General features: G+C 62.2%; 19 protein-coding genes and 1 riboswitch. Of the genes, 14 read left to right on the top strand and 5 right to left on the bottom strand.

What is annotated here, in order from left to right:
• Positions 1–93 precede the first annotated feature (93 nt).
• Entirely contained in the window at positions 94–2,544 is a 2,451-nt protein-coding gene (locus C8E00_RS01740; protein WP_133693782.1) for an acyl-CoA dehydrogenase, read from the top strand.
• A 239-nt stretch (positions 2,545–2,783) separates the two neighbouring features.
• On the opposite strand, the gene iolB is transcribed toward C8E00_RS01740, so the two are convergent.
• From iolB to C8E00_RS01725, 3 genes are all read right to left on the bottom strand, one after another.
• Positions 2,784–3,587 (bottom strand): 5-deoxy-glucuronate isomerase, encoded by an 804-nt coding sequence (iolB, locus tag C8E00_RS01735; RefSeq protein WP_133693779.1) that lies wholly within the window; start codon positions 3,585–3,587, stop codon positions 2,784–2,786.
• Positions 3,588–3,634: 47 nt separating this feature from the next.
• On the bottom strand, positions 3,635–4,630 hold the full coding sequence (gene iolG, locus C8E00_RS01730; RefSeq protein ID WP_133693776.1) for an inositol 2-dehydrogenase: 996 nt from the start codon (positions 4,628–4,630) through the stop codon (positions 3,635–3,637).
• 67 nt (positions 4,631–4,697) lie between these two features.
• On the bottom strand, positions 4,698–5,555 hold the full coding sequence (locus C8E00_RS01725) for a MurR/RpiR family transcriptional regulator (RefSeq protein ID WP_133693774.1): 858 nt from the start codon (positions 5,553–5,555) through the stop codon (positions 4,698–4,700).
• A gap of 217 nt (positions 5,556–5,772) precedes the next feature.
• On the opposite strand from C8E00_RS01725, the gene C8E00_RS01720 reads away from it, so the two are divergent.
• From C8E00_RS01720 to C8E00_RS01685, 8 genes are all read left to right on the top strand, one after another.
• Entirely contained in the window at positions 5,773–6,714 is a 942-nt protein-coding gene (locus C8E00_RS01720; protein ID WP_133693771.1) for a sugar ABC transporter substrate-binding protein, read from the top strand.
• A gap of 52 nt (positions 6,715–6,766) precedes the next feature.
• On the top strand, positions 6,767–7,897 hold the full coding sequence (locus C8E00_RS01715) for an ABC transporter permease (protein WP_133693769.1): 1,131 nt from the start codon (positions 6,767–6,769) through the stop codon (positions 7,895–7,897).
• 1 nt (position 7,898) lies between these two features.
• Positions 7,899–8,714, top strand: a complete 816-nt coding sequence (locus C8E00_RS01710; RefSeq protein WP_133693767.1) for an ATP-binding cassette domain-containing protein — start codon at positions 7,899–7,901, stop codon at positions 8,712–8,714.
• Between the two features lie 32 nt (positions 8,715–8,746).
• Positions 8,747–9,877: a Gfo/Idh/MocA family protein gene (locus C8E00_RS01705; protein ID WP_133693765.1), complete on the top strand. Its 1,131-nt coding sequence runs from the start codon at positions 8,747–8,749 to the stop codon at positions 9,875–9,877.
• A 179-nt stretch (positions 9,878–10,056) separates the two neighbouring features.
• The gene (locus C8E00_RS01700) at positions 10,057–12,009 is read left to right on the top strand and encodes a bifunctional 5-dehydro-2-deoxygluconokinase/5-dehydro-2-deoxyphosphogluconate aldolase (RefSeq protein ID WP_133693763.1); all 1,953 of its coding nucleotides are present in this window, start codon (positions 10,057–10,059) and stop codon (positions 12,007–12,009) included.
• The gene (gene iolD, locus C8E00_RS01695; RefSeq protein ID WP_133693761.1) at positions 12,006–13,856 is read left to right on the top strand and encodes a 3D-(3,5/4)-trihydroxycyclohexane-1,2-dione acylhydrolase (decyclizing); all 1,851 of its coding nucleotides are present in this window, start codon (positions 12,006–12,008) and stop codon (positions 13,854–13,856) included. The genes C8E00_RS01700 and iolD overlap by 4 nt, the downstream gene beginning before the upstream one ends.
• Before the next feature lie 106 nt (positions 13,857–13,962).
• Positions 13,963–14,862: a myo-inosose-2 dehydratase gene (iolE, locus tag C8E00_RS01690; RefSeq protein ID WP_133693759.1), complete on the top strand. Its 900-nt coding sequence runs from the start codon at positions 13,963–13,965 to the stop codon at positions 14,860–14,862.
• Between the two features lie 125 nt (positions 14,863–14,987).
• The gene (locus C8E00_RS01685) at positions 14,988–16,490 is read left to right on the top strand and encodes a CoA-acylating methylmalonate-semialdehyde dehydrogenase (protein ID WP_133693757.1); all 1,503 of its coding nucleotides are present in this window, start codon (positions 14,988–14,990) and stop codon (positions 16,488–16,490) included.
• Between the two features lie 106 nt (positions 16,491–16,596).
• Here the strand turns inward: C8E00_RS01685 and C8E00_RS01680 are convergent, their stop codons facing one another.
• Positions 16,597–17,574, bottom strand: a complete 978-nt coding sequence (locus C8E00_RS01680; protein WP_133693755.1) for an NADPH:quinone reductase — start codon at positions 17,572–17,574, stop codon at positions 16,597–16,599.
• A gap of 145 nt (positions 17,575–17,719) precedes the next feature.
• Positions 17,720–18,289 (bottom strand): hypothetical protein, encoded by a 570-nt coding sequence (locus C8E00_RS01675; RefSeq protein WP_133693752.1) that lies wholly within the window; start codon positions 18,287–18,289, stop codon positions 17,720–17,722.
• 324 nt (positions 18,290–18,613) lie between these two features.
• On the opposite strand from C8E00_RS01675, the gene C8E00_RS01670 reads away from it, so the two are divergent.
• The 5 genes from C8E00_RS01670 (at position 18,614) to C8E00_RS01645 (ending at position 23,871) form a co-directional block, all read left to right on the top strand.
• Positions 18,614–19,369, top strand: a complete 756-nt coding sequence (locus C8E00_RS01670; protein ID WP_133694503.1) for a glycerophosphodiester phosphodiesterase family protein — start codon at positions 18,614–18,616, stop codon at positions 19,367–19,369.
• Positions 19,370–19,527: 158 nt separating this feature from the next.
• Positions 19,528–20,358, top strand: a complete 831-nt coding sequence (locus C8E00_RS01665; RefSeq protein WP_133693750.1) for a motility protein A — start codon at positions 19,528–19,530, stop codon at positions 20,356–20,358.
• Positions 20,355–21,212, top strand: coding sequence for an OmpA/MotB family protein (locus C8E00_RS01655; RefSeq protein ID WP_243833080.1), 858 nt, complete (start codon positions 20,355–20,357; stop codon positions 21,210–21,212). Before C8E00_RS01665 ends, C8E00_RS01655 begins: the two co-directional genes overlap by 4 nt.
• 101 nt (positions 21,213–21,313) lie before the next feature.
• A riboswitch (cobalamin riboswitch) is annotated at positions 21,314–21,530 on the top strand.
• Between the two features lie 121 nt (positions 21,531–21,651).
• Complete coding sequence (locus tag C8E00_RS01650) at positions 21,652–23,475, top strand: TonB-dependent receptor domain-containing protein (RefSeq protein WP_166638212.1); 1,824 nt, start codon at positions 21,652–21,654, stop codon at positions 23,473–23,475.
• 96 nt (positions 23,476–23,571) lie between these two features.
• Positions 23,572–23,871 carry a winged helix-turn-helix domain-containing protein gene (locus tag C8E00_RS01645; RefSeq protein WP_133693745.1) on the top strand — a complete coding sequence of 100 codons (300 nt, stop codon included), beginning with the start codon at positions 23,572–23,574 and terminating at the stop codon, positions 23,869–23,871.
• Positions 23,872–23,927: the final 56 nt, after the last annotated feature.

Genomic DNA, 23,927 nt, shown 5'->3' with positions numbered 1-23,927 from the left:
TGGCGGCTTCCACCATGAATGACTAGTCGTGACGACACGAGTACGCTAGGCTGAATTCAAACAAGCGTTAGAAATCATCCTGGGAGAGTCCACATGTTGGAACTGTTGCTCATCGTCGTGGCGCTGGCAGGCTTGGTCTGGATCATGCGCCGGGAAGCGGGCGCCCTGCCGGCACTGGGGCTTTTGTTGATTCTAGGTGCCATCGGCATCGTCTTCGGCGCAGTGGTGGTAGGTGCTCTACTATGGCTCGGCGCCTTGGCGGTAGCCGTCTGTGGCCTCCCCGCATTGCGACGGCGCTGGCTGACCCCGCGCCTCTTCGCGGCCTTCAAGAAATCCGCGCCCAAGGTCTCGGAGACCGAACGCACCGCACTGGAAGCCGGTAGCGTGGCCTGGGATGGCGAGTTGTTCTCCGGCCGGCCCCAGTGGCAGCGGCTGCTGGATTTCGGCACCACGCAACTGAGCGAGGAAGAGCAGGCTTTCGTCGACCATCAATGCTCCGTGGCCGCCGGTATGTGCAACGCCTGGGAGATCGCCCGCGAGCGCGCCGACCTGCCCCCCGAGCTGTGGGAATACCTCAAGCGCGAGGGATTCTTCGGCATGATCATTCCCAAGCGTTACGGCGGGCTGGAATTCTCCGCCAAGGCCCAGTCGGCCGTGCTGCAGAAGCTGGCCGTCAACGAAACGCTGATGGTCACGGTCGGTGTACCCAATTCGCTGGGGCCGGGCGAGCTGTTGCTCAAGTACGGGACCGAGGAACAGAAAGACCATTACCTGCCGCGCCTGGCCGATGGCCGCGAGATTCCCTGCTTCGGGCTGACCGGGCCACGGGCGGGAAGCGACGCCACCTCGCTGCCCGATGTCGGTCTCGTCTGTCGAGGCAAGCACAACGGCGAGGATGTCCTGGGGCTCAAGCTCACCTTCGAGAAACGCTGGATCACCCTGGCTCCCATCGCCACCGTGGTGGGTCTGGCGTTTCGCATGTTCGACCCCGACGGCCTGCTCGGCGATACCGAAGACCTTGGCATCACCTGCGCGCTGATTCCCCGCAATACACAAGGCATGGAGATCGGACGCCGCCACCACCCCATCGGTAGCCCGTTCATGAACGGCCCGATTCGCGGCCAGGACGTTTTCATCCCCCTCGAGTGGATCATCGGCGGCCCCGAGATGGCAGGCCAGGGCTGGCGCATGCTGGTCGAATGCCTGTCCGTCGGTCGCTGCATTACCCTGCCCTCAGGTGCGTCGGGCATCGGCCGCTACGCGCTGGGCTGGGCCGGTGGCTATACCCGTATTCGGCGTCAATTCAATCTGCCCGTCGCCGAGATGGAAGGGGTTCAGGAGCCACTCGCGCGTATCGCCGCGCATGCCTACATCGCCCAGGCGGCCGTCATGCAGACCGCCAACACCATCGACCACGGCGTCAAGCCGGCGGTCCCCTCGGCCATTCTCAAGAGCCAGTTGACCGAGTTCCAGCGCAGCATGCTGGCCGACGCCATGGACGTGCACGGTGGCCGCACCGTCACGCTGGGGCCACGCAACTACCTGGGCATCGCCTATGCCGCCAACCCGGTGTCGATCACTGTGGAAGGCGCCAATATCATGACCCGCAACCTGATGATTTTCGGCCAGGGCGCGATTCGCTGCCACCCGTATGTCCTCGATGAGCTGGCGGCCAAGGAGAACGACGACCTCAGGGCGTTCGACAAGGCGATCTTCCGGCACGCGGGCATGGTCTTCGGCAATGCCGCACGTGCCTTCACCCTGGGCCTGGGCATCGGCAAGGCGAGCGTTCCGTTCGACGAGATCGCCGCCCCCTACGCACAGGAAATCGCACGTCTGTCCGCGGCCTTCGGTCTGTGCGCCGACGCCGCCATGGCCAGTCTCGGCTCAGGCCTCAAGAAACGCGAAATGCTCTCGGCGCGCCTGGGCGACGTACTGTCCAACCTCTACCTGGCCTCGATGCTGATCAAGCAGTGGCACGAGTCGGACAATGTCGAGCATGAGGCTACGCTGTTGCATTACAGCTGCCGCACGCTGCTCCACCGCGCCGAGCAGGCGTTCATCGAACTGTTCGACAATCTGCCCAATCGAGCCTTGGCGATGACGCTCTCGGCCATCGCGATGCCGCGCGGACGGCGTTGGCACAAACCCCACGATCGCTTCACCCGCGATATCGCTCATGCCGTCTCCACCAACAGCGCCTTGCGTCGCAAGCTGATAGAGAACACATGGAATACACAGGATGCGGGGCAACAGGACAACCCTCTGGCCCGCTACAATGCCCTGCTCGCCGACAGTGAACATGCCGAGCCGCTCTATCGGCGTATCGCCAAGGCTTATGGCAAAGGTGAATTGCCCGCCGAGGCGCTGCATCCCGAGCAGCGCGTCGAGGCCGCCTTTGAATCCGGTTTGCTCGACGCTGAGGAAGCCGACTTCATGCGGCGTTTCGAGGGTGAGGTACTTGAAATGCTCAGCGTCGACGACTTCGCCTTCGACGCCTTCGCTCTGGATAAGAATGCGGTGGTCTGGCACGAGGCTACCTAGAGGCGCCCCATCTACCGATCGCCTTGCCGGGTCAGGCCTTCAACGCCCCGCTCGCATAGATCCGAGTGGGGCCGCTCTGTCTCGCTGCCCTGTGGTAGCACTCCGTGCGCAGGCACAACGTTCAGCACACCAGCAAGCGGCCGAAAACGCCTGCAACGAGCTTGCAAAAACCCCGGCCGAAACCGGGGTGTCGGACGATCACATAACAGGAAAAACGCAACTGGCGATTTTCCCCGGGATCACTGTTTCACGATCCACTCATGTTCCGGGTCGTTCTGAAACTTCCATTCGCGCTTGGGTCCGGCCATCACGTTGAGGTAATAGAGTTCATAACCGTGGGGAACCCCGGCCGGATGATAGCCCCGCGGTACCATCACGCAATTGCCGTTTTCTACGCTCATGGTCTCATCAAGAGAGCGATCATCTGTATAAACCCGCTGGAAAGCGAAGCCCTGGGACGGATTCAGGCGGTGGTAATAGGTTTCCTCCAGGCTCGATTCGTGTGGCAGGTTATCGACATCATGCTTATGTGGAGGGTAACTCGACCAATGGCCTGCCGGGGTATAGACCTCGACCACCAGGAGACTGTCGGCCGGCTCGGACTCCGGCAACACATCCTGAATATGCCGGGTATTGGTGCCGGTGCCTCGGGTGCTGCGCTTGATCTTATCCGGTGTAATCAGACGCGACCCATGGTTGCCATGACCGGGTGCGCTGCATACCGCAAGTTCCATGTCCGTGGTCGCTTCAATCTCGAAACCCACTCCATTGGGCAGATAAACGGCATAGGGCGGCACCTTCTCGAAGATATCCATGCGCTCACCGATATCTTCCCAGCGATGCTCACCGCTGCTGATGGTTGCCTTGCCCGAGAGCAACACCAAACAGTGCTCACGATCGCCAGTATGGCCTTCGATATGCTGCCCCTTGGCGAGCTTATGTACTCGGAAGCCGACGTGGTCCCAGCCTGCTGAGGCCGGGGTCACCTCGAGCACTTTGCCATGCTCGTCGGGCTGCTGCGGTCGAACCTGTAACGACGTCATACCCACCTCCTACACGTTGATAGTATTGACTCAGTGCCCAAGGGCATTCAGCGAATCTCATCCAAGGCGATGCACCGCCCTTCCTTGAGGGAGCACTCCGCGGCCTCGGCCAGCCGCAGTGCCTCGAGCCCGTCGTGTGCGCTGGTCAAAGGTGCGCGCTGCTGCTGCCAGGCGGTCACGAAATCGTCGATCTCGCGGGCGAAGGCCGCCGCATAGCGCTCAAGGAAGAACCATTGAGGCTTTTCCTCAACCTGTCCGCCCTCGCCGGTGAAGCGCAGCCGGGTTTCGGTTTCGTTCTGGGCCTGAAGCATGCCACCGCTGCCGAAGGCCTCGATACGCTGGTCATAGCCGTAGCAGGCACGCCGCGAGTTATTGATGTGGCACAGCCGGCCACTGGCGGTGGTCAAGGTCACCATGGCGGTATCCACATCCCCTGCCTCGCCAATGGCCGGATCGATCAGGCAACTGGCTGTCGCCTGCACAAACGAAATGGGCTCATCTAGCAGCCAACGTGCCATATCGAAGTCGTGAATCATCATGTCGCGGAATAGCCCACCAGACGCCGCCACGTACTCGGCGGGGGGAGGTAACGGGTCACGGCTGATGATGCTTAGCGTCTCGAGTACGCCAATACGTCCCCCAGCTAATGCCTGCTTGAGCGCCGAGAACTGCGGGTCATGGCGACGGTTGAAACCGAGCGCACAGGTCACCGGATTTGAGGACAGAACATCCAGCGCCTCGCGAGTACGCGCCAGGTCCAGGGCAATGGGCTTCTCACAGAGCACTGCCTTGCCCGACTGGGCCGCCTGCTCAAGATACTCCGCATGGGTCGGCGTACTGGAGGCGATCAGCACTGCATCGATGGTCTCGTCGGCGAAGATGGCCTCCGTACTCATGGCCTGACTGCTATAGGTCAACGCCAGCGCTTTGGCAGCCTCCGGGAGAAAATCCGCGATGGCAACCAGGGTCACGCCAGGATGAGCGGCGATGGCCTTGGCATGGATCTGGCCTATACGGCCGGCTCCGATCAGGGCGAGTTGCATAATGTCCTCCCGATTGTCGCTTGTTGTAAGGGAACTGACAGCATCACGTTAAAGGCTCACTTTTTACTCACGCATCCAGTGACGACGACGTTCCTCCGGCTTCAAGTCCTTGGTCCTGACGAATGCCCAACGAGATCGCCAGGGTTTGCGTCAGACAAAGAGAGGCCGTCAGCCCTCGGAAACTTTTGACCTCTGCCTCGTGGACGATAAGTGTCACATCCGCCAGGCGCGCTAGGGGGCTCAAGCTGGAATCCGTGATTACCACCAGTGGAATACCGCGTTCCTTCGCCTCGGCTGCGGCATCCTGCGACTCCTGAGCGTAAGGGGAATAGCTCACCAGCAGCAGAGCGTCGCCAGCGCCGATAGAACGTATCTGCTCACGGAACATGCCGCCCTGACCGTTAATCAGAAAGGCACGCTTTTCGATGTGATGCAGGGCGTAAGTGAGATAGCTGGCCACCACAAAGCTGCGTCGTGCCCCCATTACATGAACCGCCTCGGCCTTTTCGAGCAAGTCAAGGGCGTGTTCAAGATCCTTTGGGTTGATCCGCCCGGGTAACTCCTCAAGCACTTCACGATTGGCATCAGCGAACTCCCACAGCAGTTGGGTGCTATCCGGGGTCTCACCGGTGGCCGAGCGCACCGCACGGATGCGCTCGGCATAGTTCGGCAATTCGTTCATCAGTCGCTCCCGAAAGAGCTGCTGCATCTCCGAAAACCCCGTGAAACCAAAGCTGTTGGCAAAGCGAATCAATGTCGATGGCGTCACATTCGCCTGCTCAGCGAGCTTGGCCACTGTGGCAAAGGCTACTTCCTGAGGATGATCGAGCATGAAGCGCGCGGTCTGTTGAAGCCGGCGGCTCAGCTTGGGGTACTCCCGCCCAATGCGGGACTCGAGTTCCGGAAAGTCCTGAGGAGTCGTCATGGGTCATTCTTCCAGCGCGAGCCAGGCCCCTTTAAGAAACCCGGCATGATGAATCGATAGTGACGTAAGTCTAGCTGTTTTGGAACAAATATTCCAAATATACCAAAGTATAAAACACTTGGTTTGCAATAAATATAAAATGGAATCTATATTCCATTAGCATTCAGCACGGATTAACCGTGCCGTGAATTACAACGACAACAGAGGACCTTTCACCATGCCACGACTCACTAAACTCCTGCTGGCCTCAACGGTCGCCGCCACCATGATGACCAGCTTTGCTCAAGCCAACGACAGCCAAAATCGATTCGTCATGGTCACCCATGGCATCCCCTCAGACCCCTTCTGGACCGTGGTGAAGAACGGTGCGGAGGCGGCAGCCGAGGATGTCGGGGCAACCATCGAGTATCGTGCACCGTCCACCTTTGATATGGCCAAGATGCAGCAGCTAGCGCAGGCTGCCATTGCTTCCGACCCAGATGGCCTGATTATGTCCTTCACCGACGAAGATGCGCTGGGAAAAGTAGTGCAGGAAGCCACCAATAACGATATTCCAGTGATTACCATCAACTCAGGTGGCGATGTGGCTGCCAAATATGGGGCCATGCTGCACATCGGTCAAAGTGAATATGAAGCCGGCAAGCAAGCCGCAGACCACATGCAGGAGATGGGTGTCGAGAAAGGGCTATGCGTCAACCATGAGCAGGGCAATCAGGGCCTCGACCAGCGCTGTAACGGCTTTATCGCTGGCTTCGACGGCAAAGCCGACCAGTTGGCCACCAGTCATGACCCAGTGGAAATCCGTAATGCCATCATGGCCTACTTGAACCAGAACCCTGATATCGAAGGCATCCTCACCTTGGGAGCGCTAGCCGCCGACCCCATGCTGCAGGCCATGCGCGAGCAGGGCGCTACTGAGATGTTCACCCTCGGCACCTTCGACCTCTCCCCCGGCATCCTCAAGTCCATCGAAAGCGGCGGGCTCGACTTTGCCATCGACCAGCAACAGTACCTGCAGGGCTACCTACCGGTAATGTTCCTCGACCAGTACGTAAAAAATGGCCTACTACCCGCCAACGATGTGGCCACCGGCCCGAGCTTTATCACTCAGGAGAACGCCAGCCGGGTCATTGAGCTAAGTAAGCAAGGCATTCGCTAATCACCCGTCCACCGAAAGGGCCTGGATATCCGGGCCCTGGGAGCCGAACGTTATGAACTCAACTCCATCCCCAGAGGCTAATAATCCAGCGGGCGGGCAACAGGATGAGCGCCTGCGGAAACTTCCCTTCTGGAAGCGGGCCCTGAGCCGCCCCGAGTTTGGTGCCCTGGCCGGCACGATACTGGTTCTGGCTTTTTTCCTTGTCGTTGCCAGCGGAACAGGCATGTTCACTCCATCCGGGATCGTCGTTTTTCTCGAGGTGGCCGCTCAATTGGGTATCATCGCTACTGCCGCAGCACTGCTGATGATCGGCGGCGAGTTCGATTTGTCTATCGGCTCGATGATTGGCTTGGCGGGCGTCCTGATCGCTATCCCCGTTGTCCAGTATGGCTGGCCCATGTGGATGGCCATCCTACTCGCTTTCTCCTGTGCAGGCTTAGTGGGCTGGGCTAATGGCTATCTGGTGAATCGTACCGGTCTGCCCTCTTTCATCGTGACTCTCGCTTTCTTGTTCATTCTACGTGGCCTAGCAATCGGCATTAGCCGCCTGCTGACCGGACGCACCCAGATCGGCGGCGTCCAAGACCATATACCCGGCGATTGGCTCGCCTCTCTCTTCTCGGGCGAGGTGGGTACCGGTTTATTCAACTGGATGGCGTCCCATGGCTGGATCGGTACCAACTTCGCCGGTAACCCTGCAGTCACGGGCATTCCAGTTTCCATCGTCTGGTGGCTAGGCCTGACTGCTTTAGCGACCTGGATTCTGCTGTTCACGCCCTATGGTAATTGGATCTTCGCCAGTGGCGGTGATGCCAATGCCGCGCGCAATTCGGGCGTACCTGTTCGGCGAGTCAAGGTCTCGCTGTTCATGTTTACTGCCTTATCGGCCACGGTTTTTGCTTGCCTGCAGGTAATGGATACCGGCTCGGCAGATACCTTGCGTGGCATGCTCAAGGAGCTCGAAGCAATCATCGCCGTGGTCATCGGCGGCGCCCTTCTCACTGGCGGCTACGGTTCGGCAATCGGCGCAGCGCTGGGCGCCCTGATCTTCGGAATGGTGCAGATGGGGATCTTCTACACCGGCGTTAACACCGACTGGTTCAAGGTATTCCTCGGCGTGATGCTGCTGGTAGCCGTGCTGTTCAACAACTTTATGCGCAAGAAGGCGTTGGAGGCCAAGTGAGATGACAGAACATAAGCCGATGATCGAGATGTGCAACGTCAGCAAGCACTTCGGCAGCGTGATCGCCCTGAGCGATATCTCGTTGAAGGTCCATTCCGGTGAGGTGATGTGCCTGCTAGGCGATAACGGCGCCGGCAAGTCCACGCTGATCAAGACCCTGTCTGGGGTGCACAAGCCTACCCACGGCGAGATGCTTTTAGACGGCAAGCCCGTGCGTTTCAAGTCCCCCGCCTATGCGCTTGATGCGGGTATTGCCACCGTATTTCAGGACCTGGCAATGATTCCGCTGATGTCGATCACCCGCAACTTCTTCATGGGCCGAGAGCCCACCGTGGGCTGGGGTCCCATGAAACGCATTGACTGGAAATATGCCGACCGCATCGCCAAGCAAGAGATGGCCAAAATCGGCATCGACGTACGAGACCCAGGCCAGGCGGTGGGCACCCTATCCGGCGGCGAGCGTCAGTGCGTGGCCATCGCTCGAGCAGTGTACTTCGGTGCCAAAGTGTTGATTCTCGACGAGCCGACCTCGGCACTGGGTGTGAAGCAAGCCTCAGTGGTACTCCGCTACATCGCCAAGGCTCGCGCCGATGGTCTGGCAGTGATCTTCATTACCCATAACGTCCATCACGCCTATCCGGTCGCTAATGCTTTCACCCTGCTCAAGCGCGGCGGCAGCCTCGGTTCCTTCCGCAAGGAGGAGATCACCCGCGAGGAGGTCCTCAACATGATGGCGGGCGGCGCCGAACTCGAGAGCCTAGATGCCGAACTCGCCGAATTTCAGCGCAGCGACCAGCAGCAAAGCCAGGTTGCCTGAACGCAGCCGAAGTGCCTGACACGGAGAACGCCATGACATCCCTGCACATCGGACTGATCGGCACCGGCTACATGGGCAAGGCTCATGCCATTGCCCTGCACGCCGCACCCCGGGTGTTCGATCTGCCTGCGACACCGGTTTGCGAGCTGCTCGCCGAGGTCGACGAGACGTTTGCGGTCCGCAAGGCAAGTGAACTGGGCTTCGCTCGCGCCACCGGCAACTGGCATGAGCTAGTAGCCGACTCCAGGGTCGACGTGGTGGACATCTGCGCGCCGAACTTCCTGCACAAGGAAATGGCCCTCGCCGCCATCGCCGCGGGCAAGCATGTGTATCTGGAAAAACCCATGGCCCTGAATGACGCCGACGCTGCCGAGATGATCGCGGCGGCAGAGCGCGCCGGCGTCAAAACACTGGTCGGCTTCAACTACGTGCGCAATCCCGCCACCCAGCTGGCCCGAGAGATTATCACCAACGGCGAGATTGGAGAAGTCATCCACTTTCGTGGTCGCCACAACGAGGATTACCTGGCCGACCCGGCCAAGCCTCACGACTGGCATACCTTCCGTGAAACCGCAGGTGCTGGCGCCTTAGGCGATTTGGGTTCTCACATTCTGCACATGGCCGAATACCTCACCGGACGCGCCATCAAAAGGGTCTGCGGCCAACTCCAAACTGTGATCACGGAACGTTTCCTGGCGGATGGCAGTGGCACGCGACCTGTCGAGAACGACGATCATGCCCAGGCGCTGGTTCACTTCGATGGCGGCCTGATCGGCAGCATCGAGACCTCGCGCATCGCCTCGGGCCGCAAGATGGGGCTGGCCTACACCGTTACCGGCACCAAGGGCGCCATCACCTTCGATCAAGAGCGAATGAGCGAACTCAAGCTCTATCAGCAGGAAGGCCCGAGCGGACGGCGGGGCTTTCGCACCCTGCTGGCCGGCCCGGATCACCCCGACTACGCCGCCTTCTGTCCGGCTCCGGGACACGGGCTTGGCTACAACGACCAGAAGATCATCGAGATCCGCGATCTCATCGAGGGACTGGCCGGTTGCCGGCCACTAATACCCGACTTTCGGCAGGCCCGTCGGATCAACACACTGATCGAGGCCATCGAGCACTCTCATCGCGAGGGGGGCTGGGTCGAGCTGGGGACGGCCTGACATTCCCGCAAAGAAACGGCCTAGGGCCTAGAGCCACTTTGCATGACAAAAGCAAGCACGATGAATCCTGTTGGCTACACCTTTTGATCATTGATCGATACATGCGTCGTAACAGCTAGCGAGGCCAATCGCCCTTCAGATGCATCGACTCGACATCATCGGCGACGCGGAGAGACGATATGCAAGCAAAACCGACAAATACACGACCGCTGGATCTGATTTGCCTCGGCCGCGTCGCGGTAGACCTGTACTCGGAACAGGTCGGCAGCCGCCTGGAAGACGTGGCCAGCTTCTCCAAGTATCTGGGTGGCAGCTCCGGCAATATGGCCTATGGTACCGCACGCCTCGGCCTGAAATCCGCCATGCTTTCTCGGGTCGGTAACGAACAGATGGGCAATTTCGTGCGCGAGGAGCTCGCCCGTGCGGGCGTCGACGTGAGCGCTCTGCAAACCGATCCCAAGCGCCATACCGGCCTGGTGCTGCTGGCCCTCAAGGATCGCGAAAGCTTTCCGCTGCTGTTCTACCGCCGCGACTGCGCCGACATGGCCATCGATCATGCGGCCATCGATCCGGCCTTCATCGCCCGGGCCAAGGCGCTGGCCATCACCGGCACCCACTTGTCCACCGACACAACCGCCCGCGCCTGCCGCAAGGCACTGGATGCCGCCGCCGACCATGGCGTCAAACGGGTCCTGGACATCGACTACCGCCCGGTGCTGTGGGGCCTAACCTCACCCGGTGACGGCGAGACCCGCTTTATCGCTGACGAGAGCGTGACAGAGGACCTCAAGGCCTGGCTGCCCGACTTCGACCTGATCGTCGGTACCGAGGAAGAATTCCATATCGCCGGCGGCAGCACCGACACCCTCACCGCTCTGCGCGCGGTACGCGAGGTCAGTGACGCGACTCTAGTCTGCAAGCTCGGCGCCCTGGGCTGTGTAGTGATCGAAGGCGAGGTTCCACAGCGCCTTGAGGAGGGCATCCTCGTGGAAGGCGTCAAGGTCGAGGTACTCAATGTGCTTGGCGCCGGCGACGCCTTCATGAGCGGCCTGCTGCGCGGCTGGCTAAGGGGCGAGGACTGGCAGACCAATGCCACCTACGCCAATGCCTGCGGCGCACTGGTGGTTTCGCGCCACGGCTGTGCCCCGGCCATGCCCACTGAGGCCGAGCTATTTGACTATGTGGCCCGCCGAGGCACGGTCAAGCGACCCGACCAAGATGCCGGTCTCAACCATTTGCATCGCGCCACGACCCGGGTACCCAAGGAATGGCCCATAGTTTGCGGTTTAGCCTTCGACCACCGCCGCCAGCTAACCGACATGGCTCGCGAGGTCCGTGCCGATCCCGCCCGCATCCCGGCTCTGAAGCAACTACTGGTAAAAGCCGCCGAGGAAGGGGCCCGCCGTACCGGCCTCGCCACACCAGCGATTCTGGTCGACGACGTCTTCGGTCAGGACGCCCTGAACGATGCCACCGGCAAGGGCTGGTGGATCGGCCGCCCAGTGGAATTGCCAAGCTCCCGACCGCTGCGTTTTCAGCACGGCGATGACCTGGGAAGCCGCCTCAAACATTGGCCCCGGGAGCACATCATCAAGTGTTTGGTCTTCTACCACCCGGACGACCCGGTCGAGCTACGCCTGGATCAGGAAGCCCGCCTGCGCCAGCTCTATCAGGCGGCCTGCGCCAATGGGCTGGAGCTTCTGGTCGAGGTGATCCCACCAAACCAAGCCGACATCGACGACCAGACCCTGGCCCGAGCCGTCCAGCGGTTCTATCACCTCGGCATACGCCCCGACTGGTGGAAGCTGCCGACAATGTCGGATACCGCCTGGGAAGCGGTCAGCCAAGCCATCGAGGCCCAAGACCCGCACTGTCGCGGCGTCGTGCTGCTGGGTCTCGACGCTCCCATGGACGACATGAAGCGGGGCTTTACCGCGGCTGCCCGTCACCCCCAGTGCAAGGGCTTCACTGTCGGCCGCACCCTGTTTTCCGCCCCGAGCCGCGACTGGTTGGCCGGCAACCTCGATGATGGCCAACTAGTCGATCGGGTGGCCAGCAACTACGCAGAACTGATCCATGCCTGGCAGCAACTGCGCAACGTCCGGCCCATCACAGAGGATACCCTGTCATGAGCACCACTCGACTCACCATGGCCCAGGCACTGGTCAAGTTCTTGACCACCCAGTACATCGAACTCGACGGCGGCGAGGAAGTACCGCTATTCGCCGGCACCTTCGCGATCTTCGGTCACGGCAACGTGGCCGGTCTCGGCGAGGCGCTGTATCACGTTCAAGACCGACTGCCGACCTTTCGCGCCCACAACGAGCAGACCATGGCGCATGCGGCCATCGCCTACGCCAAGACCAAGGAGCGGCGGCAAATGATGGCGGTCACCAGCTCGATAGGTCCCGGTGCTGCCAACATGGTCACCGCCGCAGCTCTTGCGCATGCCAATCGGCTGCCGATTCTGTTGCTGCCCGGCGACACCTTCGCTACTCGTGACCCTGATCCGGTGCTGCAACAGCTCGAGCATTTCGGCGATCCGACCATGACGGTCAATGACTGCTTCCGGCCGGTGTCGCGATACTTCGATCGCATCACTCGGCCAGAGCAGCTGCTGACCAGCCTGCCCCAGGCCATCGCCACCCTGCTTGACCCGGAGCATTGCGGCCCGGCCACCCTGTCGCTGCCCCAGGACGTGCAGACCTTCAGCCATGACTTCCCGGAACGCTTCTTCGCCCGGCGCGTGCACCGCATCCGCCGCCCGGTGCCCGAGTCCGTCGAGCTCGACAAGGCTCTCACGGCCCTGCGCGGCGCCCGCCAGCCCCTGATCATCGCCGGGGGCGGCGTACACTACGGCGCTGCCTGCCAGGCGCTGGACCGCTTCGCACGCGCACACGGCATTCCCGTGGCCGAGACTCAGGCCGGCAAGGGTGCCCTGCCCGATGCCCACCCCCTGAGCGTGGGCGCCATCGGCGTCACCGGCAGCGCGGCAGCCAACCGCCTGGCCGAACAGGCCGATGTAATCCTCGCTGTAGGTACCCGCCTGCAAGATTTCACCACCGGCTCGCGGGCGCTGTTCGAGCGGGACCACCTGACCCAGGTGGCCTTGAACGTCGGCCGCTTCGACAGCGCCAAGCATCATGCCCTGCCGTTGATCTGCGATGCTCGTGAGGGGCTCGAGAGGCTGACCGCCGCCCTCGGAGACTGGCATGCCAATGAGGAATGGCGCGAACAGGCCGGCGGCCTGAAGCGTGAATGGAAGGAAGTAGTGAACCGCGTCACCGCCGACGGCGGCCTTACCCTGCCCACCGACGCCCAAGTCATCGGGGCCGTGAACCGTCAGGCAGGCGACGACGGCACCGTGGTCTGCGCAGCAGGCGGCCTGCCCGGCGAACTGCACAAGCTTTGGCAGGCAGCAGGCCCCGGCAGCTATCACGTCGAATATGGCTTCTCCTGCATGGGCTATGAGATCGCCGGAGGCATGGGCGTGAAGATGGCAAGACCAGAGCGGGAGGTCTTCGTGATGATCGGCGACGGCAGCTACCTGATGCACAACTCGGAGCTCGCCACCTCGGTGATGCTCGGCCACAAGCTGATCGTGGTGGTGCTCGACAACCGCGGCTTCGGTTGCATCAACCGGCTGCAGCACGCCACCGGCGGTGCCGGCTTCAACAACCTGCTCGAGGACTGCCGAACGGTCCCGGAGGGCGCTCCCAAGACCGACTTCGCCGCCCATGCCCGCGCCCTGGGCTGTCAGGCCGAGTCGGTCGGCGGCATCGCGGCCCTGGAGGCGGCGCTCGTCCGTGCCCGCCAGGCCTCGTCAACCTATGTGATCGCCCTGGACACGGATCCCCTGCCGAGCACCGCCGAGGGAGGCGCCTGGTGGGACGTCGCGGTACCGGAAGTCTCCGAGCGCGAGGAGGTCAAAACGGCCTATCGCGGCTATGTCGAGGCCAAGGCACGCCAGCATCACTGAGCCGCGACCAGTGAAACGACGCACCGTTACTAATACGCATAATGACCGGTCGCCTGATGCCATGCCGATGTGCCGGTGACCGCATCACTACCAAGGAGTACGCCCCATGATCACTCGCCTCGGCATCAATCCTCTTACCTGGACCAACGACGACTTGCCGAGTCTCGGCGGCGACACACCGCTTGAGACCTGCCTGACCGAAGGGCGTGAAGCGGGATTCTCAGGCTTCGAGCTTGGCCAGAAGTTTCCCCGCACCCCAGATGCACTCTCGAAAGTGCTGGGCGACCATGACCTGTCGCTGGTCTCCGGCTGGTACTCCAGCCGCCTGTTGGAGCGCAGCCCGGAGGAGGAAATCGAGGCGGTCAAGGATCACCTCAACCTGCTCAAGCAGTGCGGCGCCAAGGTCATGGTGTTCTGCGAGGTCAGCCACTGTATCCATGGCGATCAGTACCGCCCCGTGTCCCAGCGCCCGACCCTTGGCGAGGACGAATGGGCCCGGCTCACCGACGGCCTCAACGTGGTCGGCGACTACCTCAGGGAGCAGGGCGTGCACATGGCCTACCACCACCACCTCGGCACGGTAGTGGAAAGCCAGGCCGATATCGAACACATGATGGACGCCACCCGCGACTCTGTGGGCCTGCTGCTCGACTTTGGGCATCTGGTTGGTGCCGGCGGTGATCCGCTCACCATCGCTCAGCGCTATGCCTCGCGCATCAAGCACGTGCACTGCAAGGACATGCGTTTCCCTGTCCTGAACGAACTGCGCAACCGCGACAAGAGCTTCCTTGATGGGGTGCTCGATGGCCTCTTCACCGTCCCGGGAGACGGCAATATCGACTTCGCGCCCACCCTAATGGCGCTTCGCGAGAGCGGCTATGAGGGCTGGCTGGTGGTAGAGGCCGAGCAGGATCCCAAGGTGGCCGACCCGCTGACCTATGCGCGTCTGGGCTATCGCAACCTGCACGCTCTGGCCGAACAGGCCGGCTTCACGATCAGCAAATAGGCAGCCCGCAGCGCCGCCGTCCAACTCACGGAACGCGTGAGCGTTATGCGATAGCGCGATTCGGTCACGTCGCGCTTCACCGTCATCAATATTTAGCGACATAACCAATGGTCCAGGTATCCGATATGAACCAGATTCACCACTTTCTCAACGGCAGCATCGTCGAGGGCCGCAGCGAGCGCTACGCCCCGGTCTTCAACCCGGCCACCGGCGAGCAAAGCTCCCAGGTCGCACTGGCCACCGCGGACGAAACCCGGGAAGCAGTGCGGCTTGCCCATGATTCCTTCCCGGCCTGGTCGAAGGTCTCTCCGCTCAAGCGCGCACGCATCCTGTTCAAGTTCAAGACCTTGGTCGAGGCCCACATCGATGAGCTGGCAGCCATGATCTCCCGCGAGCACGGCAAGGTATTCTCCGATGCCAAGGGCGAAGTGACTCGGGGTCTCGAAGTGGTGGAATTTGCCTGCGGCATCCCGCACCTGCAAAAGGGCGAGCACTCGATGAACGTCGGCACCGGCGTCGACAGTTACTCGATGATGCAGCCGCTGGGCGTCTGTGCCGGCATCTCGCCGTTCAACTTCCCGGCCATGGTCCCGATGTGGATGTTCCCCATCGCACTCGCCTGCGGTAATACCTTCATCATGAAGCCGTCCGAGAAGGATCCGTCCGCGCCCCTGCGACTGGCCGAGTTGCTCAAGGAAGCCGGGCTGCCCGACGGCGCCTTCAACGTGGTCAACGGCGACAAGGAATCGGTGGACGTGCTGCTCACCGACGAGCGCGTCCAAGCGGTGAGCTTCGTCGGCTCCACCCCGATCGCCGAGTACATCTACGCCACCGCCTCCGCCCACGGCAAGCGGGTCCAGGCGCTGGGCGGCGCCAAGAACCACATGGTCATCATGCCCGATGCCGACCTGGACCAAGCGGTCGACGCACTGATGGGGGCGGCCTACGGCAGCGCCGGCGAGCGCTGCATGGCAATCTCGGTGGCGGTGCCAGTGGGTGAAGAAACTGCCGAGCGCCTGCGAGAAAAGCTCATCGCCCGTCTTGAGACGCTGCGCGTCGGCCCGGGTCTGGTCGACGGCCCCGACAACGACATGGGTCCGCTGGTCACCAAGGAGCACCTAGAGAAGGTAAAGGGCTACATTGCCACCGGCGTCGAGGAAGGAGCTGAGCTGGTGGTGGATGGCCGCGATACCACCATCGAAGGGGCCAGCGACGGCTACTTCGTCGGCGGCTCGCTGTTCGATCATGTCAAGCCGGGCATGCGCATCCACGCGGAAGAGATCTTCGGCCCGGTGCTGGCCATCACCCGCGCCACCAGCTTCGACGACGCCGTGGCCATGATCAACGATCACGAGTTCGGCAATGGCACCGCCATCTTCACCCGCGACGGCGATGCCGCCCGCCAGTTCTGCGAGCAGATCCAGGTCGGTATGGTCGGCGTCAATGTGCCGATCCCGGTGCCCATGGCCTTCCACAGCTTCGGTGGCTGGAAGCGTTCGCTGTTCGGTCCGCTGCACATGCACGGCCCGGACGGGGTTCGTTTCAATACCCGCATGAAGACCATCACCCAGCGCTGGCCAAGCGGCATCCGCGAGGAGACCAACCACTTTACCATGCCCACTCTCTAAGGATCCCCCATGCCGGACTCTGGTCCTGAGGGGGCGCTCAAACGAAGCCGCCCGCCATCTATGGCGGGCGGCTTCGTATCAGCCGAGCTGTTTTCCGATGAGGGAGTCAGGGCACCAGGACGGTCGAGCCGGTAGTCTGACGCGCCGCCAGCGCTTCCTGTGCCTTGGCGGCGTCACGCAGCGGATAGCGGTTGGCAACATCGATGGTGACCTGGCCGCTGGCGATCACCTCGAAGAGTTCCGCGGCCATGGCCTCGAAACGCTCACGCGTGTCGGCGTAACCGTTGAGGCTGGGGCGCGTCACGAACAAGGCGCCCTTCTGATTGAGGATGCCGATGTTGACGCCTTCGACCGGGCCGGACGCATTGCCGAAGCTCACCATCAGGCCGCGTTTCTGGAGACAGTCCAGCGAGGTTTCCCAGGTGTCCTTGCCCACCGAATCGTAGACCACCGGTACCATCTCGCCACCGGTCAGCTGGCGAACGCGCTCGACGACATTTTCCCGCGTATAGTCGATGGTGGCCCAGGCGCCGTTGCGCTTGGCCAACTCGGCCTTCTCGGGCGAACTGACGGTGCCGATCAGCTTGACGCCGAGCGCCTTGGCCCATTGGCAGGCAATCGAGCCGACCCCGCCCGCCGCCGCATGAAAGAGGATCGTCTCGCCTTCCTTGACCCGATACGTCTGGCGCAGCAGGTACTGCACCGTCAGCCCCTTGAGCATGGCGGCAGCGGCCGTCTCCTCATCGATGGCGTCGGGCAAGGCGACGACCTTTTCCGCCGGCAATACATGCTGCTCGGCATAGGCGCCGAGCGGGCCCTGGGCGTAGGCGACACGATCGCCCGGCGCGAACAGGGTGACCCCCTCGCCCACGGCGTCGATCTCGCCGGCTCCTTCGGTGCCCAATCCGGAGGGCAAGCCGGGCGCCGGGTAAAGCCCGGTGCGAAAATAGATATCGATGAAGTTCAATCCCACCGCGCGATTGCGAACACGCACCTCTCCCGGACCGGGTTCGGCAGGGGTAACGTCGATATATTCCAGGACCTCGGGTCCACCGGTACGTGCAAACTGAATACGCTTGGCCATGTAGTCTTCCTTATGGAGCTAACGAATATAGGCATTCATCCAAGCGCCGAACGCCCGCCGGGTCAAGTCATCACGTGCCGAGCATGTTTCTGCAACACTGTGCCACCGCTAACGACATGTGCCACCGCGCATGCGCAGGCCAGGCTCACACCCGGCCGTTGAAGCGTTCTAGCCCGGCGATGAAGCGTGCCTTATACGACGCGAATGTCTCGGGCTCACGCTTGAAGGTCTGCACGATACCCTCGGCGTTGAAGCGCAGCGGTGTCGTCAACGTCTCCGGCGTCACTGTCTCGTGACAGGCGGCCAGGCCCAAACGCACGCCGTCCGGCATATCGAGCCACTGAGTGATGCCGCAATCGCGAAAGAAGGCTTCGCTGGCCTCGTCGGGGGCATGCACCCGCAAGGGCGCGCGCGTGGCCATTTCCCTGACCAGACGTTTGACATGCTCCTCGTCGCCGCTTTCCGGCGTCGAAAGCAGCGTCACTTCCATGCCTTGGCCTTCGATATCCGAGACCAGCAGCATCATGGCAAGAATCGCCTGCTGATCGTCGGCGAGGACAAAAATGCGTGCTGCGTCCTGCTCGAACAAGACGCCCTGCGTCCCGGTAAAGGTCACCAGGGGCGCGAGCCCGGCCTCCTGGCCATACACATTGGCGCACAGTTGGGCTAGGCACGCCTCGCGATTTTCTGGATTCTTCACATGGATGATTTTCATCGGTCTCTCTGCCGGGTCGGGCGCCGTCTACCTCCAAAGGGTCAGACGACTGATCTCGAAACAAGGCGCGCAGATTACCATATCCCCGAACGCCGCCCCATGGCGATACGATCATGTTCCTGTCATAACGCTGTCGCAATCTAGTCGTCAGCCCGGCTGAGGTCGTGGCGCAGTCCCCGCCACTGAACCGACACCGGCACGACATGCCATAATACTCATTGGCCATCCGCGAGGTTAATTGACATGCCACTTTCTTCACGCGATGCCAGCTTGGCGCCGACAACGCCCCCCCAGTGCGGAGCACGAACCTCATCGCACAGCGGCATGAGCCTCACGCTGCCCCGCACCATCGCGCATCGTGGACTTTCAGCACATGCCCCCGAGAACACCTTGGCCGCGGTACGCGCCGCCCATGCGGCCGGGTGCCGTTGGGTGGAACTCGATGTCCAGCAACTTGGCGATGGCACGCCGGTGATCTGGCACGACGCCGGTGTACGCCGCTGCTCCAACGGACGCGGCAAGTTGCGGCATCTCGATCTTGCCCAAGCGCGCCAGCTGGATGTGGGAAGCTGGTTCAGCCCCGCGTTCCGCCACGAGCGCATGGCGACGCTCGACGAAATGCTGGCGCTGATCGTCGAATACGACATGGGGCTCAACCTCGAGCTCAAGATCAGCTACCGACATCGCCCCACCGCCCTGGTCGAGGCTGTCGTGCCGCGCCTGTTGGCCGCGCTTCCCCCCTCTCGGCTGCTGGTGTCCTCGTTCGACCGCGTGGCACTGCGCACCGCGCGCGACATCGAGAGCGATCCGCACCGGCTACACCTGGGCCTGCTCTCTGACAAGCTCACCAAAGACTGGCGCGCGGATGTCGACACCCTGAGGGCGTATAGCGTCCATCTCGACTGGCGCAAGCTGAAACCTGCCGCCGCCGACGCCGTACGCAGCGCCGGTCTACACTTGCTGTGCTATACCGCCAACGATCCGGCCATGTTTCTGCCTCGCTGGGAGTGGGGCGTCGAAGCAGTGATCAGCGACGATCCGCCGTTGTTTCACGGACACGTCGCCGGCGCTACTTCCTAGTCGTTGAAAAGCGCACAAAGCACCCGGCAAATACACGCTTTGCATGCTTCGCGCGCGCGTATCATGCCTCATGGAGGCTCTCGGGGTTATCCGTAGCGCGTCTTCGGATACGCCCAGGCCACATCGCTTTCATGCCGCTCGTGCACCGGATAACGCCCATGAACCCGTCGACTCTGATCGGCATCGCCGCCAGTGTGCTGCTGCTCGCTACCGTCGTGCTCTTCACCGCACAAACGCCCAGCAGCTTCTTCAATTTTCCCGGCCTCGCCATCGTCATCACCGGTACGCTGGCCGCCACGTTCATCAGTTATCCCATGCGTGAGGTCGTGCGTGTCTCGCGTCTCGTGGGCCTCGTCTTCCGTCGCGAAAATAGCCGTATCGACGACGACATCCAGACCCTGGTGTCCATGGCCCGGCACTGGTTTCGAGGCAACATCCGCGCCATCGAGGCCGAGCTCGAGGACACACGCAATCCGTTCCTGCGCACCGGGATATCGCTGGTCATCGCCAATACTCAGGACGACGAGATTCATGATGTGCTGCGTTGGCGCATCGCCCGCATGCGCGCGCGTGAATACGCCGAGTCGCAGATCTTCCGCACCATGGCCACTTACGCTCCAGCATTCGGCATGCTGGGGACCTTGATCGGGCTGATCAACATGCTCGAAGTACTCGACAGTGGTGACTTGGCAGTCATCGGGCCACGCCTCGCCATTGCCTTGATGTCGACCTTCTACGGCATCCTCCTCGCCAACCTGATTCTCAAACCGGTTGCGGTGAAATTGGAGCGCCGCACCGAGGAACGCCTGATCGAAATGCACATGGTCATGGAAGGCGTCATGCTGGTCGCCAAGCGTCGCTTGCCCTCGTTCATCGAAGATACGCTCAACTCCTTCATGGCCGAGCACCAGGATGAAATTCGCGACCCGGCACCGCGCGCGAATGCGTCCGAACAAGATGCGCGCAAGCAGGAGGAAACGGTGGCATGAGCCGTGTGACGCATCGCTATGCCATCGAGGCCGGCGACGCCTTGATCGCTCCTGCGCATCACGCGAGCGACGAGAATGGCGGCTGGCTGATGAGCTATCTTGACATGCTCACCCTGCTGATCACCTTGTTCGTGCTGTTGCTGGCGCTGACCGGTAACGACGACAGCAACGCCAACGATACGACGCTTGCCATGCCGGTACTGGGCGTACCCACCCTGCATGCGCCCGCCTGGACACCCAATTTTTATGTCCCGCCACGTGCCGACAAACGGTATGTGCCACCACGTGAGACGGCATTTTATACACCGCCGCCGATGGCACCACTCACGCCACGCATGATCATGGTCAACCCAGCCCCCGCCGAGGCCTTGATGGCGCGTGTCGAGTCGTCCCCCACCAGCGCCGTGCGACGGCTGACGGAGACGCTCAAGCCTCTTATCGATGGCGTGGTAGTGACGCAAAGCGCTCAGACGCTGAACTTCCGTATCGAGAACCGTCTGCTGTTTTCCAGCAGCAACGCCGGCCTTACCGACGCAGGCCGCGACGTATTACGGCAGTTGCTGGACTCGTTGCGGGAATTCGAAGGCGAGATCACCGTCGAAGGACACACGGATAGTCGTCCCATCGCCACCGATCGCTTCCCATCCAACTGGGAGCTGTCGACGGCACGCGCCGCTGCCGTACTGCGCTTTTTGGTTGAAGAAGGCATCGACCGCGACAAGCTACGTGCCGTGGGATACGCCGATACGCATCCACTGAAAAGCAACGCCACGGCCGAGGGACGCGCAGCGAACCGGCGGGTTGAATTGGTCCTGCACGAGCCCGATCCCCCGACGCAGGCCAAGAAGCGCTGACACCTCGGTGGGAAGGAAGCGGGCAGCCCGCCGTCGTGAAGCGCACGGCACGCGTTGATCGCGGCCGGCGTTTGACTTCCCCGGTACCGCCACGCAGAATCCCCGCCCGTCGAGACCCAGGTGCTCGGGAAACGGGTGAAAGTCCCGTACTGCCCCCGCAACGGTAATCGCGCCACAGCGGAAATCGTCGCTGCTTGCCGAGCTTGCGACCGCCACTGCTCTCCATCCATTCGAGTGGGAAGGCATTTCCGCCCGGTGTCGGATCTTCTCCGCCGCCAGCGCGTCAGTCCGGAGACCGGCCTGCGTCTCAGCACTGGCTGATGCGGAGGGCTTCGCCAGTGGCGACCGTTGCATTCGCGCCGTCCAGGCGACGCGGCGGCGTCACCTTCTGTCCTCCTCATCGCGTAACTCGTTTCTTACGCTGATGAGGCGTTATTCCATGTTGCATAAAAAGAACCTGCTGTGGCTCGCCCTGGTCGTGGCGGGCAGCGCACAGGCGCAAGGCGATCAACGACTATCCGATCTGCAGGTCACCGCCAACCGGCTTCCCCAGTCGCAGAGCGATGTCATGGCCAGCACCACCGTCATCGACCGCGCCGATATCGAGCGCAGCCAAGCCGGCTCGATCATCGACCTGCTGCAAGGCCGTGCGGGCATCGAAATCGCTCAGAATGGGCCACTAGGAACGCTCTCCAGCCTGTTCATGCGGGGGACCGAATCCGACCATAGCCTGGTGCTGGTCGATGGCGTGCGTATCAACTCGGCCACCAGCGGTGGCGCCAGCCTGGAGATGCTGCCACTCGAGGCCATCGAGCGTATCGAGATCGTGCGTGGGCCACGGGCCGCCGCCTACGGTGCCGACGCCATCGGCGGCGTCATCCAGGTCTTCACCCGGCGTGGCGCAGCCACCGGTACGCAAGGTGGGCTCAAGGCGAGCACGGGCAGCAACGATACGCACCACGAAAGTGCCTGGATCGCCACCGGCGATGACGACACCCGGTTGAACGCCTCGCTCTTTCACCGCGATGGCGACGGCTTCAATGCCACGCAGGCGGATGAAAGCGGCGAACGCGACGGCTTCGAGCGCGCAGGCGCGCAACTGGGGCTGTCGCATCGTGTCACCGACGACGTCGAGGTGAGCGTCAACGCCCTGCGCCAGAACTTCGAGGGCGAATACGATAATTGCGGGTTCCCCGCCTCTCAGGACTGTGTCACCAAAGGCTACCTGCAGTCCTTCGGCGGCCAGCTCGCTGTTCAGCTCCAGTCGGACTGGCAAATGCTGGTCACCGCCGGCCATTTCGACGAACAGCGTGAAGAACGCCGCGCGGGGGAACGTCAGAGCCTGATCGAGAGCCACCGTGACGAGGTCGGCCTGCAACATCGTTTCACCCGCGACAACGGCGTGGACGTGCTGGGCATCGATTATCGCCAAGACAGCGTCGACTTCAACAACCGCGCTGGCGCCAGCTATGCCCGCGACAGTCGCGAGAACGTCGGTATCTACGCCATGATGCGGCGTACTTACGGCGCCCATGAAATGAGCGTCGCATTGCGCTATGACGACGACTCCCTGTTCGGCGACGAGACCACCGGCAGCCTCGGCTACGCCTATCAGCTCACGCCGTACCAACGACTCGGCGCCAGCATCGCCACGGCCTACAAGGCGCCCAACCTGATCGATCTCTATGGCCCTTATGGCACCAACCCAAGCCTCGAGGCGGAAACCGCCGAGAATCTCGAAGCGTTCTGGGCCTACGAGCGTGGTGGCTGGCAAGGACGTGTCACCGTTTTCGATAACCGTATCGACGACCTGATCAGTTACGCCCCCGTTACGTATATCCCCTACAACGTCGACGAAGCGCGCATTCGCGGGGTGGAACTCAGCGGCGGCTGGCAGAGTGGCGGCCTGACGCTCCGCGCCAGCCTCACGCACCAGAACCCAGAAAACCGCCAGACCGGCGAACGCCTGCTTCGCCGTGCCCGGACCTTCGGCCGCCTGGATGCCGACTACGCCTTGGCCGACTGGTCGTTCGGCGCGACTCTGCGCGCGGCGGGTGATCGTCGCGATACCGATTTCGTCACTTATGGCAACACCACTGTCGCCGGCTACGGCGTGGTCGATCTGCGCACTGCCTGGCAGGTCACGTCGATGATCGAGCTCTCGGCCAAGGTCGAGAACGCCTTCGACAAGCAATACCAACGGGTCGACGGCTACAACACCCGGGATCGCTACGTGGAAGGCGGTGTGACGCTGCGCTTCTGACTGCGTCCTCCCCACGCGGTGCAGCGCATGCGCCCTGCCCCTTTCCGGGGTGGGGCGTTATGCTATCCGCCTCCTTTCCTCTTCCGGAGCACGCCCATGGCACTCAGCAAGACGCAAAGCAGCTTCTATCGCCGGCTATATGTGGCGCACCTCATCGACAACGGGACGACTAGCGTGCCCGCGCTGATCGAGGCTACCGGCATGCCGCGCCGTACTGCCCAGGACACCGTCAACGCCCTGGTCGAGCTGGACATCCACTGCGAATTCCAACAGCAGTCCGGCGCCCGACATCATATCGGACGTTACGTCATCCGCGACTGGGGGCCCATCGATCCGACCTGGGTCGCCACGCATGCCGAACGCTTGCGCGATGCCCTGGGCTATCCGCCCGGCTGACACCCCGCCAGCCGGGTTGAACCCATCTGCATGGCCTCTATACTGTTCATGTATAC

Source organism: Chromohalobacter marismortui (assembly GCF_004364315.1).
Classification (GTDB): domain Bacteria; phylum Pseudomonadota; class Gammaproteobacteria; order Pseudomonadales; family Halomonadaceae; genus Chromohalobacter; species Chromohalobacter marismortui.
Note: the sequence above shows the minus strand (reverse complement) of the source record. Positions and strands in the feature narration are given on the sequence as shown.